The 24,064-nt window shown below is 64.3% G+C and carries 23 protein-coding genes, 1 pseudogene and 1 riboswitch; of the genes and pseudogenes, 12 read left to right on the top strand and 12 right to left on the bottom strand.

Features of this window, described 5'->3' with window-relative positions; genetic code table 11:
• Window positions 1-53 precede the first annotated feature (53 nt).
• Together CBW50_RS21755 and CBW50_RS21760 are read right to left on the bottom strand one after the other, a co-directional pair.
• Window positions 54-248, bottom strand: a complete 195-nt coding sequence (locus CBW50_RS21755; protein WP_077406743.1) for a DUF1289 domain-containing protein — start codon at window positions 246-248, stop codon at window positions 54-56.
• Complete coding sequence (locus tag CBW50_RS21760) at window positions 248-820, bottom strand: DUF1415 domain-containing protein (protein ID WP_086147482.1); 573 nt, start codon at window positions 818-820, stop codon at window positions 248-250. The genes CBW50_RS21755 and CBW50_RS21760 overlap by 1 nt, the downstream gene beginning before the upstream one ends.
• 340 nt (window positions 821-1,160) lie before the next feature.
• On the opposite strand from CBW50_RS21760, the gene CBW50_RS21765 reads away from it, so the two are divergent.
• The 3 genes from CBW50_RS21765 (at window position 1,161) to CBW50_RS21775 (ending at window position 5,502) form a co-directional block, all read left to right on the top strand.
• The gene (locus CBW50_RS21765; protein WP_086147483.1) at window positions 1,161-2,573 is read left to right on the top strand and encodes a transglycosylase SLT domain-containing protein; all 1,413 of its coding nucleotides are present in this window, start codon (window positions 1,161-1,163) and stop codon (window positions 2,571-2,573) included.
• 239 nt (window positions 2,574-2,812) lie between these two features.
• A complete protein-coding gene (fabI, locus tag CBW50_RS21770) occupies window positions 2,813-3,601 on the top strand; it encodes an enoyl-ACP reductase FabI (protein WP_086147484.1) in 789 nt (262 codons plus the stop codon).
• Window positions 3,602-4,095: 494 nt separating this feature from the next.
• Window positions 4,096-5,502 carry a DEAD/DEAH box helicase gene (locus CBW50_RS21775; RefSeq protein ID WP_071322891.1) on the top strand — a complete coding sequence of 469 codons (1,407 nt, stop codon included), beginning with the start codon at window positions 4,096-4,098 and terminating at the stop codon, window positions 5,500-5,502.
• 85 nt (window positions 5,503-5,587) lie between these two features.
• On the opposite strand, the gene CBW50_RS21780 is transcribed toward CBW50_RS21775, so the two are convergent.
• The 4 genes from CBW50_RS21780 to CBW50_RS29480 all read right to left on the bottom strand — a co-directional run bounded on the left by CBW50_RS21780 (window position 5,588) and on the right by CBW50_RS29480 (window position 7,174).
• On the bottom strand, window positions 5,588-6,046 hold the full coding sequence (locus CBW50_RS21780; RefSeq protein WP_086147498.1) for an acyl-CoA thioesterase: 459 nt from the start codon (window positions 6,044-6,046) through the stop codon (window positions 5,588-5,590).
• An 83-nt stretch (window positions 6,047-6,129) separates the two neighbouring features.
• Window positions 6,130-6,498, bottom strand: a complete 369-nt coding sequence (locus tag CBW50_RS21785; protein ID WP_086147485.1) for a hypothetical protein — start codon at window positions 6,496-6,498, stop codon at window positions 6,130-6,132.
• Between the two features lie 129 nt (window positions 6,499-6,627).
• Entirely contained in the window at window positions 6,628-6,765 is a 138-nt protein-coding gene (locus CBW50_RS29475; RefSeq protein WP_157792289.1) for a hypothetical protein, read from the bottom strand.
• Window positions 6,766-7,000: 235 nt separating this feature from the next.
• On the bottom strand, window positions 7,001-7,174 hold the full coding sequence (locus CBW50_RS29480) for a hypothetical protein (RefSeq protein ID WP_172404852.1): 174 nt from the start codon (window positions 7,172-7,174) through the stop codon (window positions 7,001-7,003).
• A gap of 172 nt (window positions 7,175-7,346) precedes the next feature.
• Here CBW50_RS29480 and CBW50_RS21790 point away from each other — a divergent pair, with 172 nt between their 5' ends.
• The 3 genes from CBW50_RS21790 (at window position 7,347) to CBW50_RS21800 (ending at window position 10,869) form a co-directional block, all read left to right on the top strand.
• Window positions 7,347-8,531: a glycosyltransferase gene (locus tag CBW50_RS21790; RefSeq protein WP_226935867.1), complete on the top strand. Its 1,185-nt coding sequence runs from the start codon at window positions 7,347-7,349 to the stop codon at window positions 8,529-8,531.
• Between the two features lie 189 nt (window positions 8,532-8,720).
• Window positions 8,721-9,701, top strand: coding sequence for an EDSAP-1 family PEP-CTERM protein (locus tag CBW50_RS21795; RefSeq protein ID WP_086147500.1), 981 nt, complete (start codon window positions 8,721-8,723; stop codon window positions 9,699-9,701).
• A 106-nt stretch (window positions 9,702-9,807) separates the two neighbouring features.
• Window positions 9,808-10,869, top strand: coding sequence for an EDSAP-1 family PEP-CTERM protein (locus CBW50_RS21800; RefSeq protein ID WP_193068879.1), 1,062 nt, complete (start codon window positions 9,808-9,810; stop codon window positions 10,867-10,869).
• Here CBW50_RS21800 and CBW50_RS21805 read toward each other — a convergent pair.
• From CBW50_RS21805 to CBW50_RS21825, 5 genes are all read right to left on the bottom strand, one after another.
• On the bottom strand, window positions 10,831-11,940 hold the full coding sequence (locus tag CBW50_RS21805; protein WP_086147486.1) for a nitroreductase family protein: 1,110 nt from the start codon (window positions 11,938-11,940) through the stop codon (window positions 10,831-10,833). The two genes, CBW50_RS21800 and CBW50_RS21805, sit on opposite strands and share 39 nt — an antisense overlap.
• Entirely contained in the window at window positions 11,941-12,810 is an 870-nt protein-coding gene (locus tag CBW50_RS21810; RefSeq protein WP_086147487.1) for a ThiF family adenylyltransferase, read from the bottom strand. It abuts the gene before it with no gap.
• Window positions 12,811-12,922: 112 nt separating this feature from the next.
• Window positions 12,923-14,500 (bottom strand): methyl-accepting chemotaxis protein, encoded by a 1,578-nt coding sequence (locus CBW50_RS21815; protein ID WP_086147488.1) that lies wholly within the window; start codon window positions 14,498-14,500, stop codon window positions 12,923-12,925.
• Window positions 14,501-14,643: 143 nt separating this feature from the next.
• Complete coding sequence (locus CBW50_RS21820; protein WP_010399555.1) at window positions 14,644-14,841, bottom strand: hypothetical protein; 198 nt, start codon at window positions 14,839-14,841, stop codon at window positions 14,644-14,646.
• A gap of 106 nt (window positions 14,842-14,947) precedes the next feature.
• The gene (locus CBW50_RS21825) at window positions 14,948-17,791 is read right to left on the bottom strand and encodes an insulinase family protein (RefSeq protein ID WP_086147489.1); all 2,844 of its coding nucleotides are present in this window, start codon (window positions 17,789-17,791) and stop codon (window positions 14,948-14,950) included.
• A 185-nt stretch (window positions 17,792-17,976) separates the two neighbouring features.
• Window positions 17,977-18,127: riboswitch (FMN riboswitch) on the top strand.
• A 94-nt stretch (window positions 18,128-18,221) separates the two neighbouring features.
• Between CBW50_RS21825 and ribB the strand changes: the two genes are divergently transcribed.
• The gene (ribB, locus tag CBW50_RS21830) at window positions 18,222-18,869 is read left to right on the top strand and encodes a 3,4-dihydroxy-2-butanone-4-phosphate synthase (RefSeq protein ID WP_086147490.1); all 648 of its coding nucleotides are present in this window, start codon (window positions 18,222-18,224) and stop codon (window positions 18,867-18,869) included.
• 15 nt (window positions 18,870-18,884) lie between these two features.
• Here the strand turns inward: ribB and CBW50_RS21835 are convergent, their stop codons facing one another.
• Window positions 18,885-20,258, bottom strand: a complete 1,374-nt coding sequence (locus CBW50_RS21835; RefSeq protein WP_086147491.1) for an MFS transporter — start codon at window positions 20,256-20,258, stop codon at window positions 18,885-18,887.
• Window positions 20,259-20,387: 129 nt separating this feature from the next.
• Here CBW50_RS21835 and CBW50_RS21840 point away from each other — a divergent pair, with 129 nt between their 5' ends.
• The 5 genes and pseudogenes from CBW50_RS21840 to CBW50_RS21860 form a co-directional block, all read left to right on the top strand.
• Window positions 20,388-21,260, top strand: coding sequence for a LysR family transcriptional regulator (locus CBW50_RS21840; RefSeq protein WP_086147492.1), 873 nt, complete (start codon window positions 20,388-20,390; stop codon window positions 21,258-21,260).
• A gap of 118 nt (window positions 21,261-21,378) precedes the next feature.
• A complete protein-coding gene (locus tag CBW50_RS21845) occupies window positions 21,379-21,702 on the top strand; it encodes a hypothetical protein (protein ID WP_086147493.1) in 324 nt (107 codons plus the stop codon).
• Between the two features lie 51 nt (window positions 21,703-21,753).
• Window positions 21,754-22,569: an ABC transporter permease gene (locus CBW50_RS21850; protein ID WP_086147501.1), complete on the top strand. Its 816-nt coding sequence runs from the start codon at window positions 21,754-21,756 to the stop codon at window positions 22,567-22,569.
• Between the two features lie 52 nt (window positions 22,570-22,621).
• A complete protein-coding gene (locus tag CBW50_RS21855; RefSeq protein ID WP_226935865.1) occupies window positions 22,622-23,647 on the top strand; it encodes an MlaD family protein in 1,026 nt (341 codons plus the stop codon).
• Window positions 23,644-24,064: pseudogene (locus CBW50_RS21860) on the top strand (hypothetical protein); the annotation flags it as partial. The gene CBW50_RS21855 and the pseudogene CBW50_RS21860, both read left to right, overlap by 4 nt.

Raw genomic sequence — 24,064 nt, forward strand, 5'->3', positions numbered from 1 at the left:
CGATTTGCTTAAGCGTCGACGCAATAGGGGGATACTGCTCTATTGCGTCGCTATTAAGTATTCCGGCGCGGATACCCTTGCGAAAGAATCCGCACCCACACCACTTCCTTCTCTTCATCCGTCATCGACACCCAGTGGGCCACTTCCACGACGCTGCGGCCGCAGCCGCGGCAGATTTCATCGAAGGTCGTCGAGCACACGGCCACGCAGGGCGTGTCTGGACGCAATGGCAATTCCTTGTCAGCCATCAGGAAACCTTCGGCACGCCGAGCTTTTTCCAGCCTTCGATGCCCAGCGCTTCCAGGGTGGCGATATTCTTGTCGAAAATTTCGGACGCTTCCGGGAACGCTTCCACGGCGCGCTCGATGCTGTCTTCGCGCAGCAGGTGCAGGGTCGGATACGGCGAACGGTTGGTGTAGTTGCTGATGTCGTCCTCGAACGTCTCGGCAAACTGGTAATTCGGGTGGAAACTGGCCACTTGCAGCTCGCCGGCCAGGTGCATGTCTTCCACGGCGGCGTCAGCCACGTCGAGAAACTCGTTATAGTCGAGGAAATCGTTCAGCGTGTACGGGTGGATCAGCAGGGTCGTGTCGATCTGCCCGGGGTCCGTGTCGGCCAGCGTTTGCAGCTCGTCCATCAGCATTGCCAGCAAATCTTCGGGATTGCTGGAATCGCACACCACGTAGCGGATCTGCTTCTTGACGTGCACGGCCTTGGCGAACGGGCACAGGTTCAGGCCGATGACGGCCTTTTCCATCCAGTCAACGGTATTGGCGATGATGACGGCGTGGTCGTCGTCGTGGCGCGGCGGGGTGTTCATCATTGATGCTCTCTATCGGTAACATGGCCGGCGCGCGAATGGCCGGCCCAAAGCCAAATTGTACGCACTCTTTGCGCAGTCTCATACCCGGCGTGCGCCAGCCTTGCGCCAGAGACGGCGCCATGTATGCTATAACAGCGGCCGAAACACGCATTGGGCAAATTAAATTTGCAATAATGACAGCATCAGCGCGGGGAAACTCAGCCGTTTCTGATCTATTGCCGCTTATTTCCTGTCATCATGCTGACATAATTCTTGACTCCGGCATGTGGATATACGTACACTCGCTGCTTGATCATGGGTCTGTCCGATGTTTCTCCGACGACAACAATGGAACACTATGCACGAAAACTCCTTTAAATCTACCGTCCTGGCGGCGTTGGCCCTGGCGCTCGCGCCCGCCCTCAGCCAGGCGTACGAAGCCGGTGTTGAGAGCGATAACGCGCCAGTCGCCGCCACAGCACCTGCCCTGATCCCGATGGCCGCCCAGGTCACGGCGAAACTCCCCACCCTCGACAACCGCCTGCAAAAGACCGACCGCCTGCTGAAAAACCTCAGCGACAGTTCCGATCCGCTGCGCGAAGCCGACGTCTGGGGCCGCATCCGCAGCGGCTATGCGATTCCCGACATTAACAACCAGCTCGTCACCAACCACGTCAACTGGTACGCCACCCGCCCCGACTACATCGCCCGCACCACGGCGCGCGCCTCGCGCTACATCTTCCACGTGGTGCAGGAACTGGAAAAGCGCGGCATGCCGACGGAACTGGCCTTGCTGCCCTTCATCGAGTCCGCCTTCAACCCGCAGGCGTTCTCCAGCGCCAATGCGGCCGGCATGTGGCAATTCGTGCCCGCCACGGGGCGCGATTTCAACCTCAAGCAAAACATGTTCAAGGACGAGCGCCGCGGCGTGCTGGCCTCGACCGATGCGGCCCTGACCTATCTGCAGCGCCTGTATGACATGTTTGGCGACTGGCAACTGGCCCTGGCCGCCTACAACTGGGGCGAAGGCTCGGTACAGCGCGCCATCAAGAAAAACCAGGCGCTGGGCAAGCCGACCGACTTTGAAAGCCTGGCCGACCTGATGCCGGCCGAAACGCGCAATTACGTGCCAAAATTGCAAGCCGTCAAGAACATCATCGCCAATCCGGCGCAGTTCGGCCTGACCCTGCCCGTGGTCGACAACCAGCCCTACTTCACGGCCATCGACAAGACCAGCGACATCGACATCACGGTCGCCGCCCAGCTGGCCGAGCTGTCGATGGATGAATTCAAGGCCCTGAACCCGCAATTCAACCGCCCTGTCATCATCGGCGGCGAAAAGACCAAGATTCTGTTGCCGCAGGAAAACGCCGCCAAGTTCACCACCAACCTAGCGCAATGGGGCCATGCCTTGTCGAGCTGGACCACGCACAAGATCACCAACGCGCGCGAACGCATCGAAACCCTGGCGTCGAAATTCGGCACCACGCCCGACGTGCTGCGCCAGGCGAACAACATTCCGCAGCGCACCAGCCTGCGCGCCGGCTCCACCATCCTCGTGCCGAAGACTTCGGCCACGATGAACAAGGACATCACCCAGGAAATCGCCGACAGCGCCACCATGCTGCTGGAAGCGGACCGTCCGGAACGGGCCGCCAAGGCGTTGCGCCGCGCCGCCAAGGGCGGCAAGGCGCAAACGGCGCCAATTTCCCTGGTGAAGCCGCGCATCCAGCGCGGCGGCGGCAACAACCGGGCAAAAGCGCGCCATTGAGTACACCTGACATAAGCTACTGCGCGTCGTGATTTGCAGCCTGCGATGCTCACCGTACTAAAAGTACGGTTGCGCTTCTCAGGCCAACGGGGGCGCCGAGCCTCACTTCCGCTCGCTACGGTTCTGTCAGGCGTTGTTAGGCGTTGCAAACCACCCGACATCTGATTTCCACCGGCCGCCACAGCTTTGCTGTCGCGGCCGGTTGCACATCCGACCTACCCACCCAGACAGGAGTCATCATGGCTTTCTTGCAAGGCAAAAAAATCCTCATCACGGGCTTGCTGTCGAACCGCTCCATCGCCTATGGCATCGCCAAGGCTTGCCACCGCGAAGGCGCGACGCTGGCCTTCACGTATGTGGGCGAACGCTTCAAGGAGCGCATCACGGAATTCGCGGCGGAATTCAACAGCGAACTGGTGTTCGACTGCGACGTCGGCAACGACGAGCAGATCGCGGCCGCCTTCCGCGACCTGGCGCAGCACTGGGAACACCTCGATGGCCTCGTGCACGCCATCGGCTTCGCCCCGCGCGAAGCGATCGCGGGCGACTTCCTTGACGGCCTGTCGCGCGAGAGCTTCCGCATCGCCCACGACATCTCCGCCTACAGCTTTCCCGCCATGACCAAGGCCGCCCTGCCCCTGCTGCGTCCGGGCGCCTCGGTGCTGACCCTGACCTACCTGGGCGCCGTGCGCGCCGTGCCCTATTACAACACCATGGGCCTGGCCAAAGCGTCGCTGGAAGCGTCCGTGCGCTACCTGGCCGAATCGCTGGGCCCGCGCGGCATCCGCGCCAACGGCATCTCGGCCGGCCCCATAAAGACCCTGGCCGCCTCCGGCATCAAGGATTTCAGTAAACTCCTCGGTTTTGTCGCCGAACACGCCCCGCTGCGGCGCAACGTCACCATCGAGGAAGTGGGCAACACGGCCGCCTTCCTGCTGTCGGACCTGGCCTCGGGCATCACGGGCGAGATTACCTACGTCGATGGCGGCTTTTCGCAAGTGATGGCCGTCAATCCCGAAGTGGAATAATGCGGTGACGTGTACCGATCTGGCGGCATGCCAAGGGAAAGTATCAGCTGGAGCCCGGCCTGCACGACAGACGCCGCCGCTGCCCGCCGACATCGTGGCCATGCTCAATTAAGCGCGCAAAATCTACGTATTTCTACTGATTTCACATAGAAAACAGCATCAAAACGTGGTAGGACGCGCGTTTCTTCCCATTTAGGCAGTGCAAAACGGCGGCAAATACGGTATAGTGTCGTTGTGCGCTGCAATATGTTCCCTTGAAGCGATGGCAACACCGCAGTTATATGCACTACAAACTTAGCAGCTTCGCAAGCCTTAGCGCATCCACAGGATGCCGCTTATAAAGCCCTCCCGCCTTGTGTGTCGCACCTGACACCGTCCCGGCGCAAAGCTTTTGTGCCGAAATTTCTTTCTAGTTGAGTCATTTCGTTTTGGTTGGCGTTGCTATTTTGCGTTCTGCTTTTTGCAAGAACGCTGATTTTTACGAAAGAAAAAGAATGACATTTGAATCCTTAGGCCTGCATCCGTCCATCCTCGCCGCTCTGACCGAATCGGGCTACACCGCGCCAACCGCGGTACAGTCGCAAGCGATTCCAGCCGCGATCGAAGGCCGTGACCTGCTGGTCTCGTCGCAGACCGGTTCGGGCAAGACGGCAGCTTTCATGCTGCCATCGCTGCACAAACTGGCCAGCGCCGAACAAAGCGCCGCCGGCAAGACGCCGAACCAGGAAATGCAGGCATCGCGCGCCCGCGGCGAGCGTCCACGCTTCAAGGCTGCCCAGCCAAAAATGCTGGTGCTGACGCCGACGCGCGAGCTGGCCCTGCAAGTGACCACCAATACCGACAAGTACAGCACCGGCATCCGCCGCATCAAGGCTGTGTCGATCCTGGGCGGCATGCCTTACCCTAAACAGATGCAATTGCTGGCCAAGAATCCCGAGATTCTGGTCGCTACCCCAGGCCGTCTGATCGACCACATGGATTCGGGCAAGATCGACTTCTCGCAACTGGAAATCCTGGTGCTGGACGAAGCCGACCGCATGCTGGACATGGGTTTCATCGACGACATCGAAAAGATCGTCGAAGCGACGCCGGAAGGCCGCCAGACCATGCTGTTCTCGGCAACCCTGGACGGTGTCGTCGGCAACATGGCGCGCCGCATCACGAAAAACCCGCTGGTCATCCAGGTGGCGAGTTCGAGCAACAAGCATGAAAACATCACGCAGCGCGTCCACTTCGTCGACGACCTGTCGCACAAGAACCGCCTGCTGGACCACCTGCTGCGCGACGAAACGCTGGACCAGGCTGTTGTGTTTACCGCCACCAAGCGTGACGCCGACACCATCGCCGACCGTCTGAACATCGCCGGCTTCTCGGCTGCCGCCCTGCACGGCGACATGCATCAGGGCGCGCGCAACCGCACCCTGGACGGCATGCGCCGCGGCCAGGTCAAGGTGCTGGTCGCCACCGACGTTGCCGCCCGCGGCATCGACGTGCCGACGATCACCCACGTGTTCAACTACGATCTGCCGAAGTTCCCGGAAGACTACGTCCACCGCATCGGCCGTACCGGCCGCGCTGGCCGCAATGGCCTGGCCATCTCGCTGGTGAACCACGCTGAAGGCATGAACGTCAAGCGCATCGAACGCTTCACCAAGCAATTGATCCCGGTCAATGTCATCGAAGGTTTCGAGCCGAAGAAAACAGCATCGGCGCCACGTTCGAGCGCCCGTCCAGGCGGCTGGAAACCAGGCGACAACCGTGGCGGCGCGAAGCCGGGCCAACGCACGTTCAGCAAGCCGGGCGCACCACGCAAGGACGGCGCGCCGAGCACCGGCGGCGGCTACAAGGGTTCCAACCCGCGCAGCACCGACGGCGCGCGCCGCAGCTACGGCGACCGTTAATCACGGTTTGCCATTGCCTCTAGGCATGCAATAAAAAACGGCCGCCAGATCGCTCTGGCGGCCGTTTTTTTATGTCCGCAACGCTTTATTTCTTCGACACCTTCTGGCGCGACAGCTTGCGCAGCTTGGCCTGCTCGAAGCGCAGCTGCTGCTCCGGCGTTTCCAGCGCCAGCGGCGGCACGGCCACGGGCTTGCGGTTGGCGTCCACGGCCACCATGGTGAAATAGCAGCTGTTGGCGTGGCGCACCAGGCGCTGCTGGATGTTTTCCGTCACCACGCGGATGCCCACCTCCATCGAGGTCGTGCCCGTGTAATTGATCGAGGCGAGGAACGTCACCAGCTCGCCCACGTGGATGGGCTGCAGGAACATCACCTGGTCCACCGACAAGGTCACCACATAGCTGCCCGAATAGCGGCTGGCGCAGGCGTAGGCGACGCTGTCGAGGTATTTCAGGATGGTGCCGCCGTGCACGTTGCCGGAAAAGTTGGCCATATCGGGCGTCATCAGGACCGTCATCGTCAGTTCGTGGGCCGACCAGTTCATCGCGCTGTCCAAAGTATTCTCCAAGGGGAAATAATAGGGGGATGTGAAAACCGGCCCCAGGGGCCGGCGTCAGGGACAGGCTGTTACAGTCCCAGGGTGTCGATGTCGGCCAGCGATTCGCGGCCCTTGTCGGAAATGTCGTGGCCCTCGCCCTCGGCGCGCGCCACGATGTGGGCTTTCTTGCCCAGGAAGTAAGCCACGTCCGTGTCCAGCTTGGTCAGCGGATCGCTTGCCACGGCGCGCAAGCCCATGATGCAGCGGCGCAGGAACAGCAGTTGCTGCGCCTTCTCGGTGATGGACAGACGGCCATCGCGGGCGTAGCTGAGCAGCTTCAGGCCGGACAGGCGCTTGGCATTGCGGGCAACGCAAGCGCTGGGGCGCTCGGTCTTGATGCCGCGTGCAACCTGCTCCAGCGCGTCATATTCATCGGTTGTTAATTTCTCGTTCTTCATTACTTTTCCATAAAAGGCCAGGTGTTCGGCCCCCATGGTACGCGCCCCGCTGCGCATCGGCAACAGGCAACGCAAATCTGGCGCCGCCCGCCGTGCGGCCGGGCGGCTGAAACACGGGCGTGAGCGCCCTTATTTGTAGGTGCGCAGCAGCAGCCATGCCAGGCCGCAGCCTGCCACGGCGCCGGCCAGCGCCAGCGCCACGAGGTGTTTGCTGCTCATCACAGGACGCCGTCCCAGGTAGATTTTGTTATGCAAGGAATTGCCCATGATGGTCTCCTGTACAAGAATTTTTATGATGTCTCATTATAAGAACAGAATCGTGACGGCCGCATGACACACAGCAGTTAGAGCTTGATTTGTATCCACTCGGCAACGTTTATTGGCATTTTTGTTGTTTAATTGGCGTGGCAATCCAGCCGCCCGCGCAATCCATTTCCGACTAGAAATAGGCAGCGCGGCGGCGCATGGCCGGCCGCCCAGGCGGGCGGCGGGAGCCTTGCGGTCAAGCCATCCTAACGGGCGGCGGCGGCGGCGTCGGTTCCTCGACGGGCACGGGGTCCGTATGCGGCGGCTTTTCCGGCGGCGGCTTGAGCGGATCGCCTTCGGGCGGCGGCGGGATATCCGGTTCGGGCGTGCTGTGCGCACGCAGCGTGGCGTGACGGGATAGTGGCTGCATGGTGATCTCCTTTGCCCCCACTGTAGCCGATGGTGCAAATCCCCGTCGCCCGCCTGTGGCAGGCGCCGGGGAACCAAACGGCGCGGCGCCACTCCAACCTTGCACGCATGAGCGTTACCTCGCGGGAAAGCTGGCAAGACGGCAAGCAATGGCGCGCAAAAAAATTCTTTTCATGGCCGAGGCAGTAACCCTGGCCCATGTCGGCCGCCCTCTGAGCCTGGCTCAAGGCCTGGCCGAGGATGACTACGAGGTGCATTTTGCCTGTACCGACGGCTACGACTTCTGCTTCAAGCAGGCGTCCTTCCGGCGCTGGCATATCGACAGCATTTCCTCTCAGCAATTTCTGCAGGCGTTGGCCAGCGGCAAGCCTGTCTACACGGAAAGTACGCTGCTGCGCTACGTGGAAGACGACCTGCGCCTGCTGCAAGCCGTCCAGCCCGACCTCGTGATCGGCGACTTCCGCCTGTCGCTGTCCGTCAGCGCCCGCCAGCAGCATATTCCCTACCTTGCCGTCAGCAACGCCTACTGGAGCCCTTACGTGCGCCAGCATTACACGGTGCCCAGCCTGCCCCTGACGGGCATGCTGCCCATCTGGCTGGCCGATCCCCTGTTCCGCCTGGTACGCCCGCTGGCCTTCGCCTCGCACGCCGTGCCGCTGAACCGCGTGCGGCGGCGCCACGGCCTGCCGTCCCTGGGCGGCGACCTGCGCCGCACCTACACGGATGCGGACCGCACCCTGTATGCGGATATTGCGCAACTGTTCCCGCCCCATGCCATGCCGCCCACGCACGACTACCTGGGCGCCGTCATCTGGGCGCCGCCGCTCGAACTGCCGGACTGGTGGCAGCGCCCTGAACTGAGCAGCGGACGCCCCATCATCTATGTCACCCTGGGCAGTTCCGGCCAGGGCCAGCTGCTGCCGCGCGTGCTGCGCGCGCTGGCGCCCCTGCCCGTCACCGTGCTGGCGGCCACGGCCGGCACCGTCCGCCTCGACGCCGTGCCGCCGAACGCCTTCGTCGCGCCCTTCCTGCCCGGCGACGCGGCCGCCCGGCGCGCCAGCCTGGTCATTTGCAACGGCGGCAGTCCCACCAGCCAGCAGGCGCTGACGGCGGGCGTGCCCGTGATCGGCATCGCCGGCAACCTCGACCAGTTCCTCAACATGCATGGCGTCGCCGGCGCCGGCGCCGGCCTGCTGCTGCGCGCCGACCGCTTCCAGGAAACGGCCCTGCGCCATGCCGCCACGCGCCTGCTCGACGACGCCCCCACCCGGCTGGCCGCGCGGCAACTGGCGAACGCCTTCCGGGCTTGCCTGCCGGGACCGCGCCTGCTCACGCATATGCGAGCGCTGCTGCAGTGACGGCCCGGCGTCGGCTTTTTTTACAGCACGCCTGACAACACCTGCATTACGTCAACAAAAGCACGCCAAGTCCTTGATTTCACACGCACCTCATGCCTTGGCATGGAAGTCGCTTAGGTCTGGCCATGAGCACCTGCCCACAGGACTCAGGCAAGACTTCCAGACTCACTCAACCACGAGGTGAACAAAATGAAATTTTCTAAACTGAAACTGCTCCCGGCCGCGGCGGCACTGGCCATGCTGTGCGCCGCCGGTAGCGCACAGGCGGGCGCCTACGGCTATTCCTACAACAACATCTTCGGCCTGCAGATCGCCGCCGCCACGGGCTCCATCACCGCCCTGAACAGCACCACGATCTCGCGCGCCACGGCCACCCTGAATGGCGTGAGCGTCATCAATGGCGGTCCCGGCCTGCTCGACTCGCCCCGCGCCGCCGTCGGCGCCGTCACCAAAGGGGAAAACAATTTCACGCAACAAGGCCCCACGGGCAACTACTCGCGCGGCGACGCGCAGATCGTCAGCACGCAGTTCCCCTCGTTTCCGCCCGGCTCCACCTCCACGCAGGCCGTGAACGTGGCCGAAGCCCACCTGGACGACCCTGCCGGCACTGCCGACGCCTCCGGCCGCAACGGCTCGACCACGGGCTTCTCGGTCAACTTCGTCGTCGGTTCGCCAACGGCAACGCTGAGCTTTGACTTCTTCTCGTCGCCATTCATGCAAGTCTTCCTGCAAAGCACGGTGGGCCAGCTGTCCACGGCGACAGCCAACCTGGTGGTGACCTTCACCATCACGGACTCGACCGGCGCGACCGTCTTCAACTGGACCCCCGATGGCGTCATCGGTTCCGGCATCTTCGGCGGCACGGAATCGGCCGACGCGGCCAACCTGAACACCAGCCTGGCGACCAACTTCCTGACGCGCGGCAACCTGTTCACGTATGACCCCACCGGCTGCGGCACGCCTGGCGGCACGGGAGTGGGCACGGCTTGCGGCGGCAACTTCAGCGCCGTCAGCAATGCCCTGGCGGCCGGCAACTACACCCTGACCTTGAATGCCGTGGAAAGCGTGGACCTGGTGAAGCAAGCTGCGCCCGAGCCCGGCACCCTGGCCCTGCTGGGCCTGGGCCTGGCAGGCCTGGGCTACGCCAGCCGCCGGAAGATCGCAGCCTGAACCATGTAACCGGGGGGCATTCACAGGCGAGGGAAGTCTCCTCGCCTTTTTTATGCCGCGCACTGTCGGCTTTCCTTACAACGTACGCCAGCACATGAGGATTTTCATGATGACTTTTTTCTGTACACGGCTGCCGGCGGCCGTGCTGACCCTGCTCTTGCTAGGAAGCAGCGGCGCTGCCAGGGCGACGGCGTACGGCTATTCGTATATCAACGCCTATGGCCTGACCATCAGCAACCCCAGCGGCTCCATCAGCCTGGTCAGCAATATCGACTTGTCGCGCACCACGGCCAGCCTCAATGGCAGCGGCGTGATACGGGGCGGCAGCAACGAAATCGATGCGCCGCAGGCGGCGCGCGGCGCCGTCAGCAAGGGCCAGAACGATTTTACGCAGCAAGGCATGGGCAATGCCTCGTACGCGCGCGGCGACGCGCAAATCATCAGCTCGCAGATTCCCCCCTTCCCGCCCGGCTCGACCAGCACGCATACGGTGAATGCGGCGGAAGCCTTCCTGACTGGCGCCGGCACCGCCGATGCATCGGGGCGCAACGGTTCCAGCACCGCCCTGGCCATCAACATCGTTGTCGGCGAGCCCGGCGCGACCCTCGCGTTCAATTTCCAGGCCCAGCCCTACATGCAGCTGTTTCTGGACGCCCAGGCCGGCCTGGGCTCGTCCGCCAGCGCGAACGTGGGGCTGACCTTTACCCTCATCGATGAAAATGGCCAGGTCGCCTTCAACTGGGCGCCCGACGGCACGCTCGGCTCCGGCATACTGGGCGGCACCGAACTGGCCGACAGCGCCAACCTGAATACCGGCTACGCGCAGAGCCCGCTCACCAGCGGCAGCCTGTTCACCTACGATCCCACCGGCTGCGGCGCCCCCACGGGCACGGGCAGCGGCACCGATTGCGGCGGCCTGTTCAGCGCCGTCACCGACAACCTGGCGGCTGGCAGCTACACGCTGGTCTTGAACATGATCAACAGCACTGAACTGGCCTACGTGCCGTCGAGCACGCCCATGCCGTCGCCAGGCACGCTGGCCCTGATGGCGGCGGGATGCGCCGCGCTGGCCAGCATGCGGCCAAGATGGCGCGCGCCATGGCGTCAAGCCGGGCCATCGCCAGACGCCCTATTCGCCCGGGCCCGAGGCCACGATCAGATCCCGTAGCGGCCGGCGCAAGGAACGCGCCTGGGCCGCCGGTCCGGCGCCTATGCGCCCGAGAAACACGGCCCGGTCAAACGCCGCCGGCCCCAGCACGGTCTGGCACTGCACGGCCAGCTCCTGCGCCAGCTCCAGCATGCCCTCGGTGCGCGAAAAGGTGCGCCGTTCGCGCACGTAGCGGGCGAAGATCAGCGGCGTCAGTTCCGGCTGCAATTGCAGGCCCAGCCGCGTGGCCGTCAGCCAGAAGCGCTGCATGGCGCGCCCGGCCGCCACGTAATCGTCCGTGTGGCGCGGCGGCGCGGCGGCCAGCAGGGCGAAATGCGCGGCGCACGAGATGCCAGGCAGCAAGTCCATCTGCAGCCGGGGCGCCAGCGTGCCGGCCAGCCAGGTATTGAAGAAATCCACGCGGCGCCAGCTTTGCATGACCCAGCGCATCAGGCGCGCCGTCATCGGGTCCACGCCCAGCGCCTGGTCGGGGATGCGGTCGGCGCTGAAGCGCGCGCCCCATTCGATGACGTCGCGGTGCACCTTGTGCGCCTCGGGCATGGTCAGGCGCAGCTTCGCATTGTCGAACATCAGCCGCGCGCAGGCCAGGCGCGCGCGCCCGCCCTCGTACCACTGCACCGTGTAGCCGGGCGGCAAACAGGCATCGAGCGCGGCCTTTTCGCTGGCCCGCAGCCGGCGCGTGCTGAGCCGCCGCCGCTGCACGCTGCGCCGTGGCAAGAAGGCCGCCAGCGGGTCGGGCGGCATGCCGGGGCTGTCGACCAGCAGCACGTCGAAGGTAGGCAGGGTGTCGGGCATGGCCATGCGCCGCCGCGCCTCCATGCGCAAGCCGTGGCTGCTGGCCGCCAGCGCCAGGCTTTCGAGCAAGGCGCCCAGCGACAGCTGGCTGGGATGGCCGTCGAGGTCGTACACGCAGTGGCTGCGCGTATCGAAGCCATGCACGACGACGTGGCGCGGCTCGACGATTTCAAAGCGCCATGGCTGCGTGTTGTCGCCGCTGGGCGCCCAGCGCGCCTGGTCGAGGATGTTTTCCAGCATAGAATCAATCTGCGCGATCTGCGCTGCCTGCCCCATTTACGCCTCCTGCGCCGCGCGGCGGCGCTTGATGATGGCCATTGCCAGCCGTTGCAGCGGGTGGCGGTTGCCGCCCGGGCGCCAGGTATGCACGAGCTTGTTGCGGTAGGCATCGAAATGCATGCCGTGCGGCGCCGCCAGGACCTTGCCCCTTTTCAATAAAATCTTCAAGGCTTCCGTGGCGGCCGCGCCCGCGCACAGCTGGCAGCCCATGATGGTTGACGGCCCGCGCCGCGCCTTCAGGTTGATGGCGGACGGATCGACCAGATACGGGCCGTGCAGGCCGGCCGGCGCCAGGCCGACGAGAAAACGCAGGGCTTTTTCTTCTTCCGGCAAGTCGCCCCAGCCAAAGTATTCTTCGAACGTCATGCCGCCCGGCAAGAAATTGAGCACCGCCGTGCCCATGCCCAGCGGTGCGGCCGTGATGGCGGGTATGCCCAGGCGCGCGCAGGTGACGAAGGTGGCCTGGCGCGCGGGAAAGGCGAAGAAATCCAGGCCGTCCACGTACAGGTCGACGCCGTCGAAAAACGCCGCCAGGTTGCTCGCGTGTATGCCGTCGGGAAACTGCTTGATGTCAAGCTCGGGATTGATGTCCGCCGCCATGCGCGCCAGCACGTCGGCCTTGGGCTGGCCCAGCGTGGACATCATGGCGCCGGCCTGGCGGTTGAAATTGGCGATATCGAAGGTGTCGAAGTCGGCGATGTGAAAGGCGCCGATGCCCAGCCGGGCCAGGGTCAGCAAGTGCACGCCGCCCACGCCGCCCATGCCGGCGATGGCCACGCGCTTGCCGCGCAAGCTGTCCTGCTCTGCCTGCGTGACCCAGCCCAGGTTGCGGGCGAACGCCGCGTGGTAGGAAAAACCGTCCGTCATGCTCACCTCGTATCGACATCCCCAGGGGACCAAGGAAGGTTCGACAGCCGGCCAGGTGAAAAGTTCCTCCAACGCTGAAGGAACCTGTGCTGCTTCTACAGAGGCGCCAAGGCTAGCGCGGCAAACGGGCCTGCGCCGCCCTGCCGGCCGGACGCGGCGCCGCTGCCGTGGCGCCCACCTTGAACACGCTGACGATCTGCGCCAGGCCGGCCGCCTGCTCGTTCATGGCTTGCGCCGCCGCCGACGCCTGCTCCACCAGCGCCGAGTTTTGCTGCGTCATGTTGTCCATTTCGACGATGGCCTGGTTGATCTGCTCGATGCCGGCGCTCTGCTCGGCGCTGGCCGAGGAAATCTCGGCCACGATATCGGTTACATGCCGCACGCTGGAGACGACCTTTTCCATCGTCTCGCCCGCCAGCGCCACGAGTTTTTCACCGGCGCCCACCTGTTCGGCGGAACTGTCGATCAATTGCTTGATTTCCTTGGCGGCCGCGGCCGAGCGCTGCGCCAGGTTGCGCACTTCCGACGCCACGACGGCAAAGCCACGGCCCTGCTCGCCTGCGCGCGCCGCTTCCACGGCCGCGTTCAAGGCCAGGATATTGGTCTGGAAGGCGATGCCGTCGATGACGGCGATGATGTCGCCGATCTTTTTCGACGAGGCATTGATGGCGCCCATGGTGTCGACCACCTGGCTGACGACGCCGCCCGCCTGGCTCGCCACTTGCGAAGCGGAAATGGCCAGCTGGTTGGCCTGGCGCGCATTGTCCGCATTCTGGCGCACGGTCGAGGTCATCTCTTCCATGGTCGAGGCCGTTTCTTCCAAGGAACCCGCCTGCTGCTCCGTGCGCGCCGACAGGTCGTGGTTGCCCGAGGCGATCTCGCCCGAGGCCGTGGAAATGGCGTCGGCATCGTTGCGTACCTGGCTTACCAGGTGCGCCAGGTTGTCGCGCATGGCCTTGATCGCCATCAACAGACTGGACGTATCGCCGGGGCGCGTGTCGATGTGCGTCGTCAGGTCGCCCTTGGCGATCTGTGCCACGATGGCGGCCGCATAGTCGGGTTCGCCGCCGAGCTGGCCCAGGATGCGGCGCAGCATCAGGGCCGCCAGGGCGCCCACCACCAGCATCAGCGCGCCGCCGATGGCCAGCAGCACGCCCGCCTGGGCCCAGAACTTGTGGTTGATGTCATCGATGTAGGTGCCCGTGCCGACCACCCAGTCCCACGGCGCAAATTTCACCACCGCATACATCTTCGCCACCGGATCCTTCACGCCGGGACGCGTGCCATCCGCCTGCACCATGCCGATGCGGCTGTTGGCCAGGGCCGCGCGGTAGCGGTCGCCCGACTGCTTCATGTTCTTTTGCGGCGTGCCGATACGCGCAGGATTCGGGTGCACGTACAGCAAGTCGGTGCTGAAATCGCGCACGAAGTAATACATCTCGTCCTTGACGAAGCTGCCGATGGCCAGCTTGGCCTGCTGCTGCGCCTGCTCACGCGTGAGTTTGCCCGACTGTTCCAGCGCATACGCCTTTTCCACCGAGGCATTGGCCAGCTCGACCAGCACCGTCAATTGCTCGACGCGCTCGGCCATCATGGTCTGGCGCAGGGAATACAGGGAAAAGGAAGCGATGAGGACGATGCCCAGCAAGGTGCTGAAACACAGGAGGAGAACGCGCGAACGGAGAGTCATGGGAGCCTGGGTAAAGATTAAAATGTGGAATTATAAACAATTTCCACGTGGAAATTTTTTCAGAAAAGCGAAGCGGGCGGCGCTACCAGGCTGATGCCCGGCAGGCACCGCCCGCATATGTTTTGCTGAAGTCTGACTGAAGGTCAGGCCAAGGCTTCCTTGGCCGCCTCTTCGGGCGTCAAGCCATCATAGAACTGGTCGGTAAACCACTCGACCTGCTCTTCGATATGATCCTGCGCCTGCGCCACGGTGGCGCCGCCGGCCACGAGGAAGCCTTCGACTTCGATACACCAGTTGATCAATTCCAGGGTTTCCGGATCGAGTTCTTCTTTCTTAGCCATCGTGCTGTCCTTGCGTATTTACGTTATAAAACTGCGGTATCACATCCATTGCCGACAGTTTAACAGCTTCGCCGCCATGCCGATGCATGCACGTGATCAAGGAACATTACTTTACCGCAACATTCTTGCGCTCGGGATACAAGACCACCTGCACATAGTTGTTCATGTCCAGGTAGCGCTGCGCCGCCAGCTTGACGGCTTGCGGCGTGATGGCCCGCACGCGCTGCTCGTAGCGCAGGATGTGCGCGGGGTCGCGGCCCTGGGTCACGGACGCCAACAGCTGGCTCATCCAGTAGTTGTTTTCCCGCAAGGACTTCTGCTGGCGCGTGATCCAGTTCAGCTTGACCTTTTCCAGGTTCGCCGCCGAGGGTCCGTCCGTCTTCATCTTGCCGATTTCGGCAAAGGCGGCCGCGATCACCTTGTCCACGTTTTCCGGTCCCGTCGGCAAGTTCAGCGCCACCGAATAATAGCCATACGGATGCTGGCCCATGGCCGTCTCGAAGCCGCCGCCATAGATCATGCCCATCTTTTCACGCAGCACTTCGATGACTTTCAGGTTCAGCACCTCGCCCAGCGCCTGCAGGGTCAGTTTCTGCTCGTCCGAATACGCCACCTTGCCATTGAAGGAGATGGAAATCGTGCTCTTCGGCTCGCTGCCCATGTAGACATCCTTCTTGACCACGCCGCTCACGGGGCGCAAGCCCACGTCGCGGTAGGCATGCGGCACGTCGCCCACGGGCAAGGTGCCCAGGTAGCCGGCGATCAGCGGCTTGATCTTGTCGATCTGAAAACTGCCCGCGAAGATGAAAGTCATGTCGCGCGCGCTGGAAAAGCGCTGGCGGAAGATCTCCAGCGAGCGCTCCAGGCCCACCTTGTCGAAATCGGCCGCGCGCGGCACGCCGTCGACGCGGGGACTGTCGCCGAACGTGGCGCGCTGGACGGCATCATAAAACACGGCTTCCGGCTGCGCCATGCTGTTTTTCGCCAGGTCCTGCTGCTTGCCGATGAAGGACTGGTACAGGCCCGCATCCTTGCGCACGTCGTTGAAATACAAATACACCAGCTGCAGCATGGCTTCCACGTCGGCGCTGCTCGAGGACGCGCCAAAGCCTTCGCTCAGCTCGCCCAGCGAGGCGCCTACGTTGACGGTCTTGCCCGCCAACACCTTCTGCAGATCCAGCGGCCCCAGGTCCTTCAAGCCCATGCTGCCGACGACGGCGCTGGCATAGCGGGCGTTATAGATGTCGGCGTCGCCGAACAGCGACTGGCCGCCGAAGCGGGTCGAGCCCATCAGCACCTGGTCGTTCTTGAAGTCCGTCGGTTTCAGCAGCACGCGCACGCCATTGCCCAGGATCAGTTCCGTCACGCCGATGGCGCTGTTGAGCTTTTCCGAAACGATGCTGCCGCCGGCCGGCGGGCCGTCCATCAGCTTGCTCGCCAGCACTTTCTCCGTGCGCGGCTCGATAGTTTGCTGCTCGGCTTTCGCCACGGCATCGAGCAATTGCTGCTGCGTCGGCACGTTCGAGGCCGCATCGCCCGCCTGCGGTTCGGCGCCCATGAAGACCACCAGTTTCTTTTGCTGGTCGGGGATGACCTTGGCCACCGTTTCGTTGATTTCCTGCAAGGTCACCTGCGGCAGGAGCTGCTGCGCGTACAGCAATTCATTGGCGATGCCGGGGATGGCTTCCTGTTCCAGGAAGTTGCGCGAATACTCGGCCACGAAGCCCGAGGAATCGGATTTGTCGCGTTCGCTGTACGCACGCTCGTAGTTGCGCAGCATGTCCTTGCGCGCGCGGTCCAGTTCGTCCTGGCTGAAACCGAAGCGGCGCGCCCGCTCGTCTTCCTGCACCAGCGCATCGATGGCTGGCTGCACGCCGCCCTTGCCCAGCAAGGCGTACGCGCTGAACGATTCATAGCCGCGCACCAGCTTGCCCATGCTGCTGCCGCCCTGGATGAACGGCGGATTGGCTTGCTGCGACAATTCCTGCATGCGCGCGCTGAGCATCTGGCCATACAGGTTCTCGATCATCTGGCGCCGGTAGTCGGCGATGGTGACGGGCTCCTGCGCGGGACGGATGGGGTAGCGGATGAAGACGCTGTCATCGGGCGCTTCCTTGTCCGTGATCACCAGCGCTTCCGTCTGCGCGCGCTGCGGCACTTCCGCATACAGGCGCGGACGCGGCTGCGCGGGATTTTTCAGCTTGCCGAAATGCCGGCGTATCATCGCTTCGGCCTGCTTCGGCTCGACGTCGCCCACCACCATCACGGCCATCAGGTCAGGACGGTACCAATCCTTGTAGAAACGCCTGATGGCTTCGGGCTTGAAGGTTTTCAGCACGGATTCCTTGCCGATCGGCATGCGCTGCGCATAGCGCGAACCGTTCAGCAGCTTCGGATACAGCACCTTGTTCATGCGGTCGCTGGCGCCCTTGCCCAGGCGCGCCTCTTCCAGCACGATGCCGCGTTCGCTGTCGATGTCGGCCGGATTGAATTTCAAGCCGTGCGCCCAGTCTTCCAGCACGAGGAAACCCTTTTCCAGGTTGCCCTTCCTGTTCGTCGGAATCGGCAGCACGTAGACGGTTTCATCAAAGCTCGTGTAGGCGTTCAGGTCGGCGCCGAATTTCACGCCGATCGATTGCAAATAGGAAATCAGCTCATTGCGCTTGAAATGCGTGGAGCCATTGAAAGCCATGTGTTCCGTGAAATGCGCCAGGCCTTGCTGGTCGTCGTCTTCCAGGATGGAACCGGCTTTCACCACCAGGCGCAGTTCGACTTTCTGCGCCGGACGGGCATTTTTTTTGATGTAGTAGGTCAAGCCGTTCGGCAATTTTCCTACGGTAACTTCTGGCGCCAGCGGCAGCGGATCGCTCAAACGGATTTCCGCCTGGGCCATGCAGGCGCACGCCAGCAAGACGGCGCCCGAGATCAGGCGTAATGTACTCAGCTTCATGTATTCTCAACGGTAAAATTCAGTAGGCATACCTTACACTGAAATTCTGTTTCCGCCATTAAAAACAGCTTAGGGAAAACTGCTTTCCCCAGGCAACTTTGCCGAAGAACAAACTCAACAGTGCCCTGCCAGGTTTTTTCAATTGTGCTAAAGTATTGCCGCCGGTCATGTGGACCGGCACAACAATACGTCTTCGGGGCGGGGTGCGATTCCCCACCGGCGGTAAGACCGGCAACGGTCAAGCCCGCGAGCGCTTTCCAGGCACCGCTTGGCGAGGTCAGCAGATCCGGTGTGATTCCGGGGCCGACGGTATAGTCCGGATGAAAGAAGATGTGCAGTAGTGTGATGTCCCGTCGCCACGGCGATGCGGCCAGTTGCGTCTATTCGCTTGCCCTGCAGCGTTTTTCGCCTATGCGAGGAGCGTTTCACCATGTTAGTCAACAGCTATACCCTGCTTTCCAACGACCTGGAAGGTCGCATCCAGTCCGCCCTGGCCGCCATGCGCGCCGGCGTGCCCGTCATCCTGCTCGACGATTTCGACCGTGAAAACGAAGCCGACCTGATTCTGTCTGCCGAGAAAATCACGCATGAAACCATGGCTTTGCTGATCCGCGAATGCAGCGGCATCGTCTGCCTGTGCCTGCCGACGGATGTCGTCAGCGCGCTGGAGTTGCCGCCCATGTCGTCCGACAACGGCAGCCGCTACGGCACGCCGTTTACCGTCTCCATCGAGGCGCGCGACGGCGTCACGACGGGCGTGTCGGCCGCCGACAGGGTCACCACCATCCGCGCCGCCATCGCGCCAAATGCCAAGCCGGCCGACCTGGTGCGCCCCGGCCACGTATTCCCCCTGCGCGCCGCGCCCGGCGGGGTGCTCGAGCGCCGTGGCCACACGGAAGGCTCCGTCGACCTGTCGCGCCTGGCGGGCCTGAACCCGGCCGCCGTGCTGTGCGAGCTGATGAATCCGGACGGCACCATGATGCGCGGCGACGATATCGAACGCTTCGCCGAACTGCACGGCATGCCGATCCTGACCATCGAGGAACTGGTGGAATGGCGCAGCAAGCACGGCCAATAAGCGCGCAGTAAGCGTTCAGGCGGCCGCCGCGGCCTTCGGCAACTGCACGTGTTTGTACACGAGGCCGGCCGCCAGGCCATACGCGGCGGCGATCGTCGCGTAGGCCAGCGGCAGGCGCAGCGACCAGTCCGGCAGCGTGTGCAGGATGCTGCCGATCAGGGCCACGCCCACCAGCGCGCCGATCTGGCGGTTGGCGTTCAGGGCCGCCGCCGCGCTGTTCGCATGCCGCTTGCCCGCCACGCGCATCACGGTGGCCGTCATGGCGGGAATGGCGATGCCGATGGCGATATTCATGACGGCCGTGCCCAGCGCCAGCCAGCCATACGACGTGCCCGGACGCAAGCTCATCAGCAGCAAGGCCATCACGGCCCCCACCAGCAAGCCCGCCAGCATGGGCAGGCGCGTGCCATGACGCGCCGCAATACTTCCCGCCATATAGTTTCCCACGGTATAGGCCGCCATCATGGGCAGCAGGCGCAAGCCCGATTGCAGGGCGTCCGCGCCGCCGGACTGCTGCAGGAACAGGCTCAGCAAGAACAATTGCCCGAACACGCAGAAATTGATCAGGAAACCCACGCCATTGGCCGCGCCAAAGCTGCTGCTGTGAAACAGTTCACGCGGCAACAACGGATGGCTGCCGCTGCGCTCGCGCCGCAGCAGTTGCGCGGCCGACAGTACCGTCAAGGCCCCCGCCGCCAGCACGCCGGCCGACAGCCAGCCCAGCACGGGCCCTTCGATCAGCACGAAACTGAGGCCCGCCAGCGCCGCCACGCCCAGCGCATGGCTGAACAGAGACAGATCGCGCGGCTGGCGCGCCGGCGCCACCAAGAGCAGCTGCGCCATGACGATGGCCAGCAGGCCCAGCGGCACATTCACCCAGAACACGCTGCGCCAGCCGAACTGGTGCACGAGGATGCCGCCGATCAGGGGGCCGGACGCGCCGGCCACGCCCACCAGCGCCGACCAGGCACCGAGCATGCGCGTGCGTTCGCGCTCGTCGTCAAAGCTGTGCGTGAGCAGGCTGAGCGAACTGGGCATGAACAGGGCCGCGCCCGCGCCCTGCAGCAGGCGCGCCGCCGTCAAAAAATGCCCGTCGGGCGCGGCGCCGCACAACACCGAGCCGAGGATGAAGACGCCGAGGCCGCCCTGGTACACGGCTTTCGGCCCGTAGCGGTCGGCCAGTGCGCCGCCGGCCAGCAGCAGCGCGGCAAACGTCAAGGTGTAGCCGTCGACCACCCATACCAGGCCCGTCAGCGGGATGCTCAGGTCCAGCGCGATATCGGACAGCGCCACGTTGACGGCCGTGACGTCGAGCATGGCCATGACGAAGCCGAAGGCCAGGGTCAGCAGGATCAAGCCGCTGGCGCGGCGTGGTGGTGAGGCAGTCATGGTATTCCTTGCAGTAACATGGGCAGCCAGTATGCGAGCATTGCGCGATGCAGTAAACAGGCATAAACTCGGCACCTTGATGCAAAAATGCATCAATATAACGACAGGAAAAAACCATGGATCGGGCTTATGGACTGGGATAACGCGCGCATCTTTCTGGCCATCGGCCGGGCCGGCACCCTGCGCGGCGCGGCTGCCCTGCTGTGCATCGACCAGGCCACCTGCGGGCGCCGCCTGACCGCGCTGGAGGCGTCGCTGGGCGCCACCCTGTTCCTGCGCACGCCATCGGGCTACGTGCCCACGCCGGCCGGCGAGCTGGCCTTGCACGCCGCCGAAGCGATGGAGCGGGCGGCCGACAAGCTGCAGCGCGAGATGCAGGGCGTCGACACCCGTTTAAGCGGCCTGGTGCGCGTGGCCACCACCGACACCATGGCCAGCCATTTCGTCATCCGCGCCATGCAGCGGCTGCACGCGGCCCACCCGGACATCCGCATCGTGCTCAACGTGGCGCCCGCGCTGGCCAGCCTGACGCGGCGCGAAGCGGACCTGGCCGTGCGCGGCGTGCGCCCCACCGACCCGGACCTCATTTCGCGCCACCTCGTCAAGCGCAGCCTGGGCCTGTACGCCTCAAAAAGCTACCTGGCCGAACGGGGCGAACCCGTGCGCGGCACGGCGCTGGCCGGCCACGACATCGTCATCTACCACCAGTCCGTGACGCCGCGCCATGGAGAGAAGATCGCCGGCGAGCCCGTCGCCAATGCCCGGGTCGCCATGGAAGTCAATTCGGCGGCCATGCTGCAGGAAGCCACGCGCGCGGGGCTGGGCGTGGCCGAGCTGGCCACCCACCTGGGCGACATCGACCCGCAGCTGGTGCGCATCTGGCCCGAGCGGGCGGAAAGCTATGACGTGTGGTTGGTCATGCATGCCGACCTGAACCGCTCTGCCCGCGTGCGGGCGGCGGCCGACGCCATCATTGCCAGCGTGGCCGTCCCGCCTGCGTAAGCGCGAATAGTCATTCCTAAAAGAAACTATATTTCTTGTGAATCTGATAAAATTCGCCCCCGCCGCGCGCAGCAGCCGCCACCCGCCGCGGAATCCCTCAATCCCCTGGAGAATTTTTATGCTTATCTGGCAAGGCTTCGGCATACTCGCCCCCGTCATCTGTTTCATCGTCGTCGTAGCCGCGCAAGCGCTGTTCGGCGCCACCCTGGGCGAGGCATACACAACCAGCCACACGTGGCCCCTGGCCCTGGCCTTCCTGCTGGCAGCGGCCGCCAGCTGGTCTGCGGGCGTGCGCCTGAACAGCGCGCCCGGACGCGAACTGATCGACCCGGCCACGCAGGAGCGCGTGATCCTGCGCCAGCGCCACACCCTGTTCTGGATCCCGATGCAATACATCGCCGTGCTGATGGTCGTCATGGCCGGCTTCGCCCTGTTCAAATAGGCGCGCACGCCAGCCGTGGCCGCAAGGCCGGGCTGATGTTAAGATGCCATGATGACCGCATCCGTCTCCCTCATCATCAGCCTGCGCCGCCTGCACCGGGCCACCATCGCCTGGCTGGGCAGCTGGTGGCGCCTGCTGCATTTCGCCATCCTCGTGTTTTCGCTGGCCCTGTCGCCATCGAGCTATAACCGCGACCACCGTCCCATCCTCGCGCACCGCCTGGTGACGAACACGGCGCCCAATCTCGTGTGGTTCAGCGTCGCCTGCGCGCTCGTCAGCCTGGTGCTAATCCGCATCGTCGTCGTCAGCGCGCAAAGCTACGGCCTGTCGCGTTATGCGCTGGAAATGGTGGTGCGCGTGCTGGTGCTGGAACTGATACCGCTGACGGCCGCCCTGTTCGTCGCCCTGCGCCTGACCCTGCCTGACGGCATTGCGTTTGCGCAAATGCGCTCTTCCGGCATGCTCGACACCATGCAGCGCCAGGGCACCGACCTGCTGCGCCGCGAATACTTTCCGCGCGTCATGTCCGGCATCTTCGCCGTGTGGATGCTGGCCATCGTCAGCTGCGTCACCTCGCTGGTCCTCGCCTACCTGACGATCTACGGTTTTACGCCATGGGCGCTGCAAGGCTACACGCGCGTCGTGGGGCAGATATTCAATCCGGCCGTGGCCCTGATCCTGATGCTCAAGGTGGTGTTCTTCAGCTTTGCCGTGGCCCTGATCCCGCTGGCCTCCTCGTACTACCCGGAAGACCCGCGCGGCCGGCGCAACCGCCTGTGGGCGGCGCACGGCCTGTCCGAAATGCTGCGCCTGTTTTCCGTCATCCTGCTGATCGAAGTGGCCTCGCTGATGGGCAATTACTACTGATGCCCGCCCGTTGCCAGCGATCCCGATTTCCCCCATACCAGAGCCCGACGCCATGAGCCAACCCCAAAATCCCGACCAGGTCGACGTCACGGCGCCCGCCGGTCTCACGCAAGATCCCGTCCTGCCCGCGCCGCCGCCCGTGCGCCACGCCGAACTGAAGGCGGCCATCCTGCTCGTCTTCATGTTCGTGCTGGTGGTCGGATCGGTCGTCTACCTGATGTATGCGCGCGGCGCCTTCGAGGCCACGCAAACCCTGGTGCTGACGGCCGACGATTCCGACGGCGTGGGCGTGGGCGCCGACCTGACCTTCTCCGGCTTTCCCATCGGCCGCGTGCGGCGTATCGAACTGGCGCCGGACGGCCGCGCGCGCGTCATCATCGACGTGCCGCGCAAGGATGCGCACTGGCTGCGCAGCAGCTCCATGTTCACGCTGGAGCGCGGCATCGTGGGCGGCGCCAAGCTGCGCGCCTACAGCGGCATCCTGACGGACCCGCCGCTGCCCGACGACGCCACGCGCGACCTGCTGGTCGGCGACATGGCGGCGGAAATCCCGCGCCTGCTGGCCGCCGCGAAAGACCTGCTCAACAATGTGGCCAGCCTGACGAGCGCCGATTCCGCCCTCGACGGCACCCTGCGCAATGTGCAGGCCGTGACGGGCAAGCTGAGCGGCCCGGGCGGCGCCATGGGCTTGCTGACGGGCGACGACAAGCAGTCGCGCCTGCTCGTCGAGCGGGCCAACGCCCTGCTGGTCACGGCCGACCAGCTGGCGCGCCGCACGGATGGCCTGGTGGCCAACGCCGATACGCGCGTGTTCGGCGACAAGGGCGTGATGACGGATGCGCAGGCCACCATCGTGCAATTGAACGCGCTGCTGGCCGATACGCGCGCCAGCCTGAAAAAGGTCGACGCCGTGCTGGTCGAGGCGCAGGCCGTGGGCGCCAACGCCCGCGCGGCGACCGCCGACCTGGGCCCGCTGCGCGCCGACGTGGAAAGCAATCTGCGCAAGGTCGAGCAGCTGGTCAATGAAATCAACCGCAAATGGCCGTTCAAGCGCAATCCGGAGATCAAACTGCCATGAGAAATATCAATATCGTCCTGTCCGCCCTGGCCCCGCTGTTGTGCACCGCGCTCGCCGCCTGCTCCGGCGGCCCGCCCGTGCCCGACTGGAAGATGAATGCGCAAAGCTCGGTCGAGCGCTTCCAGGCCGCCTACCTGGGCGGCAACGCCCTGGTCGAACAGACGGAATTCCGGCGCGCCCGCAGCCAGGTGGCGGGCACGGGCAAGCTCGAACTGGTGGCGCGCATCGAACTGCTGCGCTGCGCCGCGCGCGTGGCCAGCCTGGCCTTCGAGGACTGCGCGGGCTTCGACGCCCTGCAGGCCGACGCGAACGACGCCGACCGCGCGTATGCGGCTTACCTGGCCGGCAAGGCGCAAGCGGCCGAGGTCGCCCTGCTGCCGGAAGCGCAGCGGGCGGCCGCCGGCGCCGCATCCGACA

Source organism: Janthinobacterium sp. GW458P (assembly GCF_002127585.1).
Lineage (GTDB): Bacteria > Pseudomonadota > Gammaproteobacteria > Burkholderiales > Burkholderiaceae_D > Janthinobacterium.